The organism is Bacteroidales bacterium (genome assembly GCA_021648725.1).
Classification (GTDB): domain Bacteria; phylum Bacteroidota; class Bacteroidia; order Bacteroidales; family JAADGE01; genus JAADGE01.
Genome location: JAKISF010000014.1, coordinates 15,698 through 29,469 on the forward strand (window position 1 = coordinate 15,698; position 13,772 = coordinate 29,469).

General features: G+C 32.4%; 9 protein-coding genes. 5 read left to right on the forward strand and 4 right to left on the reverse strand.

What is annotated here, in order from left to right; genetic code table 11:
* The first annotated feature begins 42 nt into the window (after positions 1-42).
* From tgt to eno, 4 genes are all read left to right on the forward strand, one after another.
* The gene (gene tgt, locus L3J35_06910; protein MCF6365919.1) at positions 43-1,173 is read left to right on the forward strand and encodes a tRNA guanosine(34) transglycosylase Tgt; all 1,131 of its coding nucleotides are present in this window, start codon (positions 43-45) and stop codon (positions 1,171-1,173) included.
* A 24-nt stretch (positions 1,174-1,197) separates the two neighbouring features.
* Positions 1,198-2,724 carry a HAMP domain-containing histidine kinase gene (locus L3J35_06915; GenBank protein ID MCF6365920.1) on the forward strand — a complete coding sequence of 509 codons (1,527 nt, stop codon included), beginning with the start codon at positions 1,198-1,200 and terminating at the stop codon, positions 2,722-2,724.
* 93 nt (positions 2,725-2,817) lie between these two features.
* On the forward strand, positions 2,818-3,519 hold the full coding sequence (locus L3J35_06920) for a response regulator transcription factor (GenBank protein MCF6365921.1): 702 nt from the start codon (positions 2,818-2,820) through the stop codon (positions 3,517-3,519).
* A 42-nt stretch (positions 3,520-3,561) separates the two neighbouring features.
* The gene (eno, locus tag L3J35_06925; protein ID MCF6365922.1) at positions 3,562-4,830 is read left to right on the forward strand and encodes a phosphopyruvate hydratase; all 1,269 of its coding nucleotides are present in this window, start codon (positions 3,562-3,564) and stop codon (positions 4,828-4,830) included.
* Between the two features lies 1 nt (position 4,831).
* On the opposite strand, the gene L3J35_06930 is transcribed toward eno, so the two are convergent.
* Together L3J35_06930 and L3J35_06935 are read right to left on the reverse strand one after the other, a co-directional pair.
* Complete coding sequence (locus L3J35_06930; GenBank protein ID MCF6365923.1) at positions 4,832-5,908, reverse strand: LptF/LptG family permease; 1,077 nt, start codon at positions 5,906-5,908, stop codon at positions 4,832-4,834.
* A 153-nt stretch (positions 5,909-6,061) separates the two neighbouring features.
* Positions 6,062-8,221 carry an elongation factor G gene (locus L3J35_06935; protein ID MCF6365924.1) on the reverse strand — a complete coding sequence of 720 codons (2,160 nt, stop codon included), beginning with the start codon at positions 8,219-8,221 and terminating at the stop codon, positions 6,062-6,064.
* Between the two features lie 308 nt (positions 8,222-8,529).
* Between L3J35_06935 and L3J35_06940 the strand changes: the two genes are divergently transcribed.
* Complete coding sequence (locus L3J35_06940) at positions 8,530-11,538, forward strand: putative Ig domain-containing protein (protein ID MCF6365925.1); 3,009 nt, start codon at positions 8,530-8,532, stop codon at positions 11,536-11,538.
* 76 nt (positions 11,539-11,614) lie between these two features.
* Here L3J35_06940 and L3J35_06945 read toward each other — a convergent pair whose 3' ends face one another.
* Both L3J35_06945 and L3J35_06950 read right to left on the reverse strand, forming a co-directional pair.
* Positions 11,615-12,727 carry an SPFH domain-containing protein gene (locus tag L3J35_06945; GenBank protein MCF6365926.1) on the reverse strand — a complete coding sequence of 371 codons (1,113 nt, stop codon included), beginning with the start codon at positions 12,725-12,727 and terminating at the stop codon, positions 11,615-11,617.
* A gap of 149 nt (positions 12,728-12,876) precedes the next feature.
* Entirely contained in the window at positions 12,877-13,731 is an 855-nt protein-coding gene (locus L3J35_06950; GenBank protein MCF6365927.1) for an RNA polymerase sigma factor RpoD/SigA, read from the reverse strand.
* Positions 13,732-13,772 lie beyond the last annotated feature (41 nt).

Below are 13,772 nucleotides of genomic sequence, written 5' to 3' on the forward strand. Positions count from 1 at the left end.
GCAAAAATATTAATAATCCAAGTTGAAAACAACAATTATAATATGAAGTTTGAAATACTGACGAAAGATACAAAAACAAAAGCAAAAACAGGAAAAATATATACTGCACACGGCATAATCGAAACTCCTATTTTTATGCCCGTAGGAACTGTCGGCTCCGTTAAAAGTGTTCATCAAAGAGAGTTAGACGAAGATATTAAAGCTCAAATAATTCTCGGAAATACATATCATTTATATTTAAGACCCGGAACAGAAACTTTAGAAAAAGCAGGAGGGTTACATAAATTTATGAATTGGAACAAACCTATATTAACAGACAGCGGAGGTTATCAAGTTTTTTCTTTATCAGATATAAGAAAAATTAAAGAAGAGGGAGTAACGTTTCGTTCTCATATTGACGGCTCAAAACACCTGTTTACACCTGAGAATGTGGTTGATACAGAAAGAAGCATCGGTGCGGATATTATTATGGCATTAGATGAATGTCCTCCTTACCCTTCTGATTATAAATATGCAAAAGATTCAATGAATTTAACACACAGGTGGTTAAAAAGAGGCATTAAGAGATTTGACGAAACAGAAAGTTTATACGGGTACAAACAAGCATATTTTCCTATTGTACAAGGAAGCACATACAAAGATTTAAGAATACAATCTGCCGAAACCATTGCTTCATTTGAAAGAGAAGGAAATGCAATAGGAGGTTTGTCTGTAGGAGAACCCACAGAAGAAATGTATGAAATGTTAGAAATCGTAAATAATATTCTTCCCGAAGACAAACCGAGGTATCTAATGGGAGTAGGCACACCGGAAAATATATTGGAGGGAATTGCTCTCGGAACTGATATGTTTGATTGTGTTATGCCGACAAGAAACGGAAGAAACGGAATGCTTTTTACTTGGCAGGGCAGAATTAACATAAAAAATAAAAAGTGGGAGCACGATTTTTCTCCAATCGACGAATTCGGCACTTCATTTGTCGATTCTTTTTATTCAAAAGCATATTTAAGGCATTTGATGAAAGTGCAAGAACGTTTAGCTGCACAAATTGCAAGCATTCATAATTTGGCCTTTTATTTAGAATTAGTTCGTATTGCAAGACAAAAAATTAATGATGGAACATTTGCAGATTGGAAAAATAAAATGGTTAAACAACTTGCTCAAAGGTTATAATTAAAATATTTTCAATTAAGAAATATGCGAAAAAGATACATCAGGCTTCTGGCAATAATTATGACAGCTACCGTAATACTCCTTATTTTGGTGCAAGCTGCATGGATTGAAAAAGCCCTGATTATTGAGGAACAAGAATTCAGAGAAAGCGTAAATAAAGCATTATTTGAAGTTGTTAAATTAACAGAAGAAAGAGAAGCAATTTTGCAAATTTCCGAATCATCAGTTCCTTTCAGCAAAGACAGCACCGAAACACCCGGCAGTTTTTTATTTGAAGAAAACTTTATTGAAGACAAAAAAGACGAAAGAGATACAACCAAAAAAAAACAAAGCATTTACTATTTACAAGGAGATTCTCTTTATCGGATAGAAGCCGGCACACAAGATTCTCTCGGAAATTATGTTGAATTTACACAAAAAGACTTAAAAGAAAGAATTATAGGAAACATAAGTAAAAAAACTATATTCATACAAAATGTTTTGAACAGGTTAATCGCAGGAGAAACTAAAATTGAAGAAAGACTTGCCGCCGTTCAATTTAAACAAATAATTTCAAAAGTTTTTAAAACCAATAACATTCCGCACCCTTATTATTTCGGTGTCAAAGATGAAAAAAACGAATATAAATTAAAATCACAAAATTTCAGCTTAGATTATGTAAAAGAAACATACGAAATTTTGATTTTCCCAAATGATGTTTTAGCTTCAAAATATTTCTTAGTCGTTTATTTCAAAAACAAAAATAGGATTATTCCGAAAAAGATGCCTCGCGAAATGATTGTTTCGTTTATTATTACATTAATTATTACAATAACTTTTGCATTCATTATTTATCTTATTTTAAAACAACGAAAACTGTCAGAATTAAAGAATGACTTTATAAATAACATGACACACGAGTTGAAAACACCTGTTTCAACAATTTCTCTGGCATCTCAAATGTTAAGTGATGCATCAATTGAAATTGATAAAAAGAAACAAAAGTCTGTTACAAAAATTATTAAAGATGAAAGCAAACGATTAGAATTTCAAATAGAAAAAGTATTACAAATTTCACTATTTGAAAAAGGCAACATTCACTTTAACATACAAGATGTTGACATACACGACATTATAAAGCTTGCTGTTTTAAATACGGATATTAAAGCAAAGAATAAAGGCGGAGAAATTATTTTCAATCTAAAAGCTGAACATTATAACTTTAAAGGAGATAAATTGCACTTAACCAATATCTTATTCAACCTGTTAGATAATGCCGTAAAATATTCAAAAAAAGATGTGCCGCCAAAAATCGAAGTTATAACTTCAAACACCGAAGAAGGAATACAAATAGAAATAAAAGATAACGGAATAGGAATAAGCAAAGAAAGTCAAAGGAAAATTTTTAATAAATTTTTCAGAGTTCCTACCGGAAATGTTCATGATGTTAAAGGCTTCGGCTTAGGATTAAGTTATGTAAAAAGAATAGTTGAAGAACACAAAGGAACAATATCAATAAAAAGCGAAGCCGGTAAGGGTGCAAATTTTGTAATATTTTTTCCGCAAGAATAATTTAAACAAAATAAACATTATTTAACATTTTTTTAGTAATATTATGCATTAAAGACGGTTATCAATAAAGTTTTAAACAAAACTAATAAAAACATGGACAAAATAAAAGTACTGTTAGCCGAAGACGATTTAAACCTCGGTTCTCTTTTAAAACAATACCTCGAAGCAAAAAATTTTGAAACTGATTTATTTTCCGATGGTGAAGAAGCATACAAAGGATACATGAAAAAAGAATTCGATATTTGTATTCTTGACGTAATGATGCCCAAAAAGGACGGTTTTGAACTTGCAAAAAACATAAGATCTTTAAATAAAGATATTCCCGTAATTTTTTTAACGGCAAAAGTTTTAAAAGAGGATGTATTAAAAGGCTTTAAAATAGGTGCCGATGATTATATTACAAAACCCTTTAATATGGAAGAATTACTTTACCGTATTGAAGCCGTATTAAGAAGAGCCGGAAGAGAAATGACTGACAATCGTAAAATATTTACAATAGGGCATATTATTTTTGACTCAAACACACAAACATTACGAACTGACAGCAGTGATAAAAAAACAGCAAAACTTACTTCTAAAGAGTCAGAATTATTAAAACTTCTTTGCAAACACGAAGATACATTAATGCGAAGAGATTATGCTTTAAAAGTAATTTGGAGCGGAGATAACTATTTCAATGCCAGAAGTATGGATGTATATATTACCAAACTGAGAAAACTGTTACAGATAGATCCCAGAGTAAAAATAATCAACAAACACGGTGAAGGTTACAAACTTATTGTTGAAGAAGAATAAAATTAAAAAAATATAATCTGAAATTTTAAATTTAATTAGAATATGTCACAAATAGCTCAAATCAAATCACGTCAAATTTTAGACTCAAGAGGAAACCCTACAATAGAAACCGATGTTATTACAACAAGAGGAGTTTTAGGTAGAGCATCCGTTCCCTCCGGGGCCTCAACAGGAAAATATGAAGCTGTGGAACTTCGCGATAAAGATAAAGGACTGTTCCTCGGCAAAGGTGTTCTCAGGGCTGTTTCAAATGTTAATAAAGTTTTAAACGAAGAACTTAAAGGAGCAAATATTTTCGACCAAAGCGGAATTGATGCCGCTATGATTCAAATTGACGGAACAAAAAACAAATCTAATCTGGGTGCAAATGCAATTCTAAGTGTTTCTCTTGCGGTTGCAAAAGCAGCTGCACATTCTTCCGGGCAATCGCTTTACAGATACATAGGCGGTGTAAATGCAAACACACTTCCTATTCCTATGATGAATATTTTAAACGGCGGTTCTCATGCCGATAACAGCTTGGATATTCAAGAATTTATGATTATGCCGGTCGGCACAAATAATTTTAGTGATGCTTTAAGAATGGGAACAGAAGTATTTCATCATTTAAAAGCTGTATTGAAAAAAGGAAATTTTTCTACAAATGTAGGAGATGAAGGAGGTTTTGCTCCTAATTTAAAATCTCATGACGAAGCTATTGAACTAATTTTAGAAGCTGTTGAAAAAGCAGGATATAAAGCAGGCGAAGATATTGTTTTGGCTCTTGATGCTGCTGCATCTGAATTTTATAACGAAAAAAAGAAAAAATATCATTTCAAATCTATAAAAAAGTATTTATCGTCAGAAGAATTAGTAGATTACTGGGACAAACTCACGGATAAATATCCCATAGCTTCAATAGAAGACGGTTTGCACGAAGACGATTGGGATGCTTGGAAATTATTAACTGAAAAAATCGGAGATAAAATTCAAATCGTGGGTGATGATTTATTTGTTACAAACCCTGAGCGTTTAATTAAAGGAATTAACGAATATGCCGCAAATTCAATTCTTATAAAATTAAATCAAATAGGAACACTTACCGAAACAATTAATACAGTTGACCTTGCAAAAAAAAGCGGTTTTAACACAATTATAAGTCATCGGTCAGGAGAAACGGAAGATACGACTATTGCCGAATTGGCAGTTGCTTTTAATACCGGATTAATAAAAACCGGCTCGGCATCTCGAACTGACAGAATTGCAAAATACAATCAATTACTTAGAATTGAGGAAGCTCTGGGTAATTCTGCAAGATTTGGGATTGTGTAGTTTACTTCGGAGCAACCCGATACAAAAATACCGAAATTATTAAAAAAATAAAGTTAGGAATCCATGCAGCAACAAAAGGCGGTAAGCCTCCTTTTACCGAAAACTGTTCTGTTATTCTCATTAAAAAAATATACATAAAACTTATAAGCAAGCCTATTCCTACTTTTATTCCTGTTCCTCCTTTGCTTTTTCTTGATGCTAAAGATACCCCGATTAATGTAAGAATAAACGTAGAAAACGGAAAAGCAGTTCGTTGATATTTCTCAAGTAAATAAGTATTAATATTTGATTCTCCTCTTAACCTTTTCTCTTCAATATAAGTGTTCAGTTCAAAAAAATCCATTGTTGACTTTTCTGTATCTCTTCTTTTAAAATCTATAGGCGAAATATTTAAGGCTGTATCAATTTCGTTTCCTTTGGTAATTTTCTCTTTATTTTTGCCAATATCTCGGATGTAATAATTAATAGCTGTCCACTTATTTTTAGTACTGTCCCATTTTACCCTTTGGGCAATTAATTTCGATTTTAACTCATTACCTTCAAAATGTTCTATTGAAAATTTATTACCTATATTTGTTGAAGTATTAAAACTTTCCATATACAAAAACACACCCGGGCTTACTTGTTTGTGCATATTACGCTCACTGTTATAATATGTGCCGTTAATATATGTATTTTCAAAATCGAGCCTTACCCGATTTGCCGGAGGAATTACAAAATTGCTCAAAACAAAAGATGCTACAGCTAATACTAATGCAGAGACAAAATACGGATACATCATTCGCTTAAAACTTATTCCGCTTCCTATAATTGAAATGATCTCCGAATTTCCTGCCATCTTAGAGGTAAAAAAAACAACAGAAATAAAAACAAACAAGAACAGAAAAAGATTTGTGTAATAAGGAATGAAATTCATGTAATGATCAAAAATAATATTCTTAATCGGAATTTGCTTTTCAATAAAAGAGTCTAACTTTTCCGTTAAATCAATAACAATTGCAAGGCTTATTATCAAAATAATTGAAAATACAAATGTTCCTAAGAATTTTCTTATTATGTATCTGTCAATAATTTTCATTAATAAATCTTTTCTGTAACTAAATTATTTTCAAAACAACAAAACAATAAATAAATTGTGTTCATAAGAAAACAAAATTAAACGAAATTTATTTATAAAAAGAAAAAGCACCCGTATTAAGAGTGCTTTTAACTTTTATTAATAGTTTAGTACTTAATCTTCATCACCTTGCTCATCTGCATAAGCTTTAATTAAATCGTTTTGAATATCTCCCGGCACAGGTTCATAACCGGCAAATTCCATTTCAAACGTTGCCCTTCCGCCAGATATAGAGCTTAATGCAGTTGCATATTTTGAAATTTCCGCCAAAGGAACTTTTGCTTTTATTACTTCAAAACCTTTTGCACTGCTCATTCCTTGAATAATGGCACGCCGTCCTTGTAAGTCACTCATAACATCACCCATATTTTCTGACGGAACCATAACATCTAAGTTATAAATCGGTTCAAGAATTTTTGGTCCTGCATTTTTAAATGCTTCTGAAAATGCTTTTGCCCCGGCAATTTTAAATGAAATTTCATTTGAATCAACATCATGCATTTTACCGTCATAAACACTTACTCGAATATCTCTTGCATAACTTCCGGTTAACGGACCGTTTTCTAATTTATCCATTAAACCTTTTATAATGGCAGGCATATAGTTCTTTTCAATAACACCGCCGACAATACAGTTATAAAAAACTAATTTGCCGCCCCATTTCAAATCAATTGTATCTTCATCTCTTACAGTAACAGTATATTCTTTTCCTGCAATTTTGAATGACGAAGGCTTTACTTTTCCTTCTTCAAAAGGCTCAATAATCATGTGTACCTCACCGAATTGACCTGAACCGCCTGATTGTTTTTTATGCCTGTAATCAGCTTGTGCAGCTTTAGTAATTGTTTCTCTGTAAGGAATTTTAGGAGCAAGAAATTCTGTTTCAATTTTGTAAATTGTATCTAAATGCCACTTTAAAGTATTTAAATGATGGTCTCCTTGTCCGTGAATTATTAACTGCTTTAATTCTTTTGAATATTCCAGTATATAAGTAGGATCTTCATCGTGTAATCTGTGAAGATATTCGCCTAATTTTTCTTCATCCGATTCACTCAGGGCTTTTATTGCTTTTCTGTATTTAGGGTTAGGATATTTAATTCCTTCAAACTTATAATCTGTTCCTTTTTCACTTAAAGTATCATCATTCGATGTTGTTTTAAGTTTAACGGTTGCTCCTAAATCTCCTGCAACAATTTTCGTTAAGTTTTCTTTACCTTTACCGTTAACGGCAAATATTTGAGAAATGCGTTCTTTGTTATTATTTGATTCATTAATTAAATCATCACTTTCATTTATTTCTCCGGACATAACTTTGAAATAAATAACTTCGCCGAGATGTTCTTCTACACTTGTTTTGTAAACAAATACAGATTTAGGACCGGAAGCGTCAAATTTAACTTCTTTTCCGTCTGTTGTAACAGGAGCCGGCATATCCTTTGGTGAAGGTAAAGCATTTTTAATGAAATCCATTAAACGTCTTGTTCCCATATTATTTTTTGCTGCTGTACATAAAACAGGGAATAAGCCTCTGTTAAGAATACCTTTTAGTATTCCTGATCTCATCTCATCTTCTGTTAATGTATCATTTTCGAAGAATATTTCCATTAAAGAATCATCATTTTCTGCCGCTGCTTCAATAAGTTCCATTCTTAACTCATCTGCTTTTTCTTTTTCCGAATCAGGAATATCAAGCACTTCAGGGTTACTGCCTTCTGTTGACCATTTATACATTTTCATTGTAATAAGGTCAATTATTGAATTAAACCCAACCCCCGGATTTACGGGATATTGTACTATTGTTACTCCGTTTGACAATTGTTCTTTTGCTTGCTCAACAGTCTTTTCAAAATTTGTTTTATCGTGATCTAAGTGGTTTGCAATTATTACGACAGGTTTATTAAATTTTTCCGTAAGCCTCCAATGTATTTCTGCTCCCACTTCAACACCGTTCTGGGAATTTAAAATGATTAAAGTTGTATCTGCAACAGCAATAGATGATACGGCACCACCAATAAAATCTAATGCACCCGGAGCATCAAGAATATTTATTTTAATTCCGTCCCACTCAGCATGAAGAACAGAAGAATACACAGAGCCTGATTGTTCATGTTCAACAGGTCTGTAATCTGATATTGTAGTATTTGTATCAATTGTACCTCTTCTATTTATTTTTCCGCCTTCAAGTGCAAAGTTCTCGGCTAAAGTTGTTTTTCCGCTTCCCGCATTTCCTGCAAGAGCAATATTTCTAATTTCTCCTGTGTTATAAACTTTCATTGGATCTTATGTTAATAGTAAATAAATTGTTTAATTGCAAAAAATTGCACGCAAAAATATAAAAATTATAGAAGTTTCCAATACTTGTATTTTATTTCTTTACAGTTTTTTTGTATTTAATTACCGTACACTTATTCTTTTAGATATTATATATAAAAGTCAAGAATATAAACAAATAATTGCTATTACCGTTAATACGTGATTTTTGTTATATATGTGCAGTATTTTAAATAATCACATATACGTTTTCTTGCATATTTTCAGAATATTAATATATTTGCCTGTTGTAAAACACAAAAACTTTTAATATGCAAAGATTTTTTACCTCCACAGCTGTTATAACTTTATTTCTTTTCAGTTTTTTCAATGTAAACTCTCAAACTAAAAATGACCCGTTTTCAGAATTAGATAAGACTAAAATATCAACAGGATTACTATACAACAAAGTGAAGATTCCGGTTTCACAAATAAAAAATTATAACGGTACTTCAAAAATACAAATACTTAATCCTGTAAAATGGAGAGATATTTATTCTGAGCTTTATTACTCATCATTAATTAAAAATATAAGGGACTACCAATCTGTAAAACAGGAAACTAAATCGAAAATAAGACAAAATATATTTCCTGTAGGTATAATAAATTATTCATACAATGAATTTAAAGAAAATGCCGTTAAATCAGGTTTGGTTACAATTAAAAACAATAAATATTTTGCCGAAAAAGGTAACATTTACGATACACATCATGTTTTTGCAACATCTGTAATTATTTCTAAACAATATACAGGATTAACGCCTGTTTTTGATTTTTCAAAAGAATATTATTATTCAAACTCAGAAAATAAAATAACATATCTCGATATTGATTTTGATAACGGCAATTCTTTCAGGAAAGTTTATTTAAACGAAAAAGTAAAAATTAAATATACTGAAGAAGGAGATAAAATAATACATATAAAGGCAAATTTTGAGAACGGCACTTCTTATGTTTCAAAATTTAAAATAAAAATAAGTTCTCCTAAAATGCCCGCTCCGAGCGAAACATGGTCAAACTACACAGCAAATGAGTCCTATCTCGGAGTATTTGCACAAGGAGAAGTCGGTGTGTTTTTCGGTAGCGGTAATACTGATTTTACAAGACCCGTAATAATTGTTGACGGATTTGACCCCGGAGATACAAGAGATATTGCAGGATTATGGGATATTGCAAATCAACAAAACATGGCGGATAATTTAATTGCCGAAGGTTATGATTTTATTATCGTAAATTTCTTTGGCGGAGATGATTACATACAAAGAAATGCACTACTTGTTAAAAAAGTTATTCAAGAAATTAATACAAGAATGACAGCAGCAGGAACCATGAAAGATGCAAACCAAATTGTTGTTATAGGTCCCAGTATGGGAGGTTTAATAACCAGATATGCAATAAGGAACATGGAGCAAAACGGACAAAACCACAACGTCAGAAACTGGGTTGCATTTGACTCTCCGATGAAAGGAGCAAGCATTCCTCTCGGATTACAACATTGGGTAAGGTTTTTTGCAGACGAAGGCGATGTGCAAGGAGCTATTGATGCAAAAGTAGCACTATCAGGACCTGCAGCAAAGCAAATGCTAATTTATCACTACACTGCAACAGTAGGAAATACTGCAAACAGCAACGGTTTATATTCAACATTCTATAACGAATTAAATGCTATGGGATTTCCCGAACAAACCAGAATTGTTGCAATAGCAAACGGAAGCGGATATAGTGCAAATCAAGGGTTCGGACCGGGAGACCAAGTTGTTAAATATTCTTACGCAAGTTTTTTGGTTGACATTGAGGGAAATATTTGGGCTGTTCCGAACCAATCATATCAAAGGATATTTCAAGGTGCATTAAATAAAATTTGGCCACTTCCCGATTCTTACGAAGATATTTATGTAAACAATACACTTCCCTACGACGGAGCTCCCGGAGGAAAACGAAATACATTTTTAGAATTAGACCAAACTGATACCGGAGGTTACGGTGACATTATAGCATTTCATAATTCTCACAGTTTTATTCCTGTTATAAGCTCAATGTGCATTCAAAACACTGTTGATCCGTATTTCAATATTAATAATAACATAAATACACTTACTACGCCTTTTGATAAGTTGTACTACCCAAATGAAAACCAAGATCATGTGCAAATAACCCCTGAATCTTATGCCTGGTTTTATCACGAAGTTATAAACTTTGCACCTGTGTTTACTTCTGCTCCCGTAACAAGCGTTAATGAGGATGAAGTTTATACATACACACTTTCGGCAACTGATGAGAATGAATGGAATGTTTTAACTTATGAGTTTATTGAAAAACCCGCTTGGTTAAATTTTAATGCCTCAACAGGTGAATTTTCAGGAACTCCGTTAAATGAAGATGTAGGAATATTTAATGTATCGGTAAAAGTAAAAGATGAACTTGACGAAACAATTCAAGCATTTACAATAACTGTTGTAAATACAAACGATGCTCCGGTTATTACTTCAACAGCTGTTGAATCAGCAACAGAAGATATTCAATATACATACACATTCACAGCAACAGATGAAGACCCCGTTCCTGACATTTTAACTTTATCAGCAGTTGAAATTCCCGCATGGTTAAGTTTTGATGAAGCAACAGGTATTTTATCCGGAACTCCGCTGAATGAAGATGTAGGAACTTACAATGTTATACTGAGAGTTAACGACGGAACTGTTGATATTGACCAAACTTTTACAATAACGGTAGCTAACACAAACGATGCTCCGATTATGCAAAGCGAATTGTCAGACCAAGAAACCTACACAAATGAATTATTTAACTATTCTTTTGCCGAAAACGTTTTTTCAGATATTGATGCCGGAGATATTTTATCTTATTCGGCAAATTTGACAAACGGAAATCCCTTGCCGGAATGGCTTAGTTTCAATTCTGACACAAGAACTTTTTCAGGAACACCGTCAAATATTGAGAGCTTTGAAGTTTCTGTAACAGCAACAGACTTAAAAGGTGCAAGTATATCCGACAAATTTATTTTAGATATTAACGGTCATATATCAATGTCCGAATCTATCTTAATTTATCCTAATCCTGCATCACATTTTTTCTATATTGAAAATAGGGAAACAATTAATAAAATAGAAATAATAAATATAGAAGGGAAAGAAATAAGAAATATTCAACCCGGAAATAACAAAATTCATGAAATAGATGTTTCCGATATTTCCGGAGGAATATATTTTCTTAAAATTTCAAATTTAAACAAAAGTTTTCTCAGGAAATTGATAATTGAGTAAATTTCAAGATAACAAAAAAGCGTCTGAAAAAATCAGACGCTTTTTTTTATATCAAAATCCGACAAAAAAACACGCCCTACATCGGAGGAGGCGGTGGCGGAGGAGGAGTTCCTCCGAATAAACCTGAAACTTCGGGAACTTCACCGGCAGCTTTCCAGCCTGCCATTCCTTGCTTCCAAACAAATGTTTCTTTTTTAAGTTGCCCTTGTGCTATCATTTGTTGTAATACTTCGGTATTAAAAGGTCCTTGTTGCTGCCCGTTTACTGAAACAAAATATTGTATAACAGGTGGGGGCGGCGGAGCAGACTGTTGATTTTGTTGTGTTTGTTGATTCTGCATCATATTATTTTGATTCATCATCTGTTGCATCATTGCCATTCCCATCATTCCTTCCATTCCTCCTCCCGTTCCGGTATTTCCGGCAGCTTTTTCCATAGAGTCGGCAGCTTTCATTTGAGCATATTTATTCATATCGCCCAGCATATTCATTCCTGTTCCTTCATCAAGTTTTGCTTGAAGTGCCTCAGGCAAACTTATACTTGACACTAAAAATTTTGTAATTTCAATACCGTATTCTAAAAATTCGTCCCCCAGAGCTTTTTGGCAGAAAACAGATATGTCTTTATAATTCTGAGCCATATCAAGCAAAGGAATTTTACTCTCTCCTATTGCATCAATAAATTGTGTTACAATCAAACTTCTTAATTCTGAGCTTATTTCACTTGTAGAGAAATCTCCGCTGGTTCCGGCAACTTCCTGAATAAATTTAACCGGGTCTGCAACTTTCATTGTGTAAGTTCCGAATGCTCTTAAACTTACACGTCCGAAATCGGCATCTCTTAAATAAAAGATGTTGGGTGTTCCCCATTTCTGATTTGTAAACCTTTTAGTATTTAAAAAATATACTTCTGCTTTAAAAGGGCTGTTAAATCCGTGTACCCATCCTTTTAATGTTGAAAGTATGGGAAGGTTTTGTGTTGTTAATTCATATCTTCCCGGAGGAAAAACATCTGCTAATTTACCTTCGTTAATAAAAACGGCAACTTGTGACTCTCTTACTGTCAGTTGTGCTCCGTTTTTTATTTCATTGCCGTATCTGTCATATCTCCATGAAATTGTATCATTACTGTCATCTAACCATTCAATGATATCAATTAATTCACCTTTAAGTTTACTGAATAATCCCATATTTTTTTTAGTTTAATTTTAGATTTTTAATAATATTATTTTTCGTTTCGGCTTTGAAAGTATAAACATTATACCAAATTTCAAAGATTTATTTATTAATTACACTAATTTATTTTTGAATAATTTAGATTTTCAAAGTTATAAAAATTTTACAGATATTTTTTTAAGATTTTGCTTTTCCTTTTAAGAATTTTTAAAGTGCGGCTTTTAAGTTGTCTTACACGTTCTCTTGTAATGTCAAAATTTAAGCCTATTTCTTCAAGGGTAAGAGGGTGTTGCATTTCAATACCGTAATATTGTTTAATAATTTCTGCTTCTCGATACGGCAATGTTGCTAATACTCTTTTCAATTCTGCGGTTAAGGACTGCTTGATCATTTCTTTTTCAGGCGAATCTGAACTGTCATTGATAATTATGTTGTACAAATTCATTTTCTCATCATCATTGATGGGAGCATCCATTGAAATGTTTTTATTATTACCTGCTATTACTTTTTGTACATCTTTAGGGGCAATTCTCAGTTCGTCCGCAATTTCTTTTATTGACGGTTCTCTGTGGTATCTTTGCAGAAGCTCATAAAATGTTCTGTTTACTTTATTTGCTGTTGTTATTTTATTCAGCGGCAAGCGGACAATTCTTGAATGTTCGGCAAGTGATTGTAAAATAGATTGTCTAATCCACCACACTGCATAAGAAATAAATTTAAACCCTTTGGTTTCGTCAAATCTTTTTGCTGCTTTTATAAGTCCTATATTTCCTTCATTAATAAGGTCGGGTAAAGTTAATCCTTGGTTTTGATATTGTTTAGCAACGGAAACTACAAATCTTAAATTTGCTTTAATGAGTCTGTCAAGTGCATTAAAATCATCTTTTCTTATTTTCTCTGCTAATTTAGCTTCTTCTTCTGCTGTAATCAATTCATACTTACTAATCTCATGCAGGTATTTATCCAGAGACAATGATTCTCGGTTTGTAACTTGCTTAGTGATTTTAAGTTGCTTCATAAATGAATGATTTACAACAAATTTTCGATAAATATAATAAT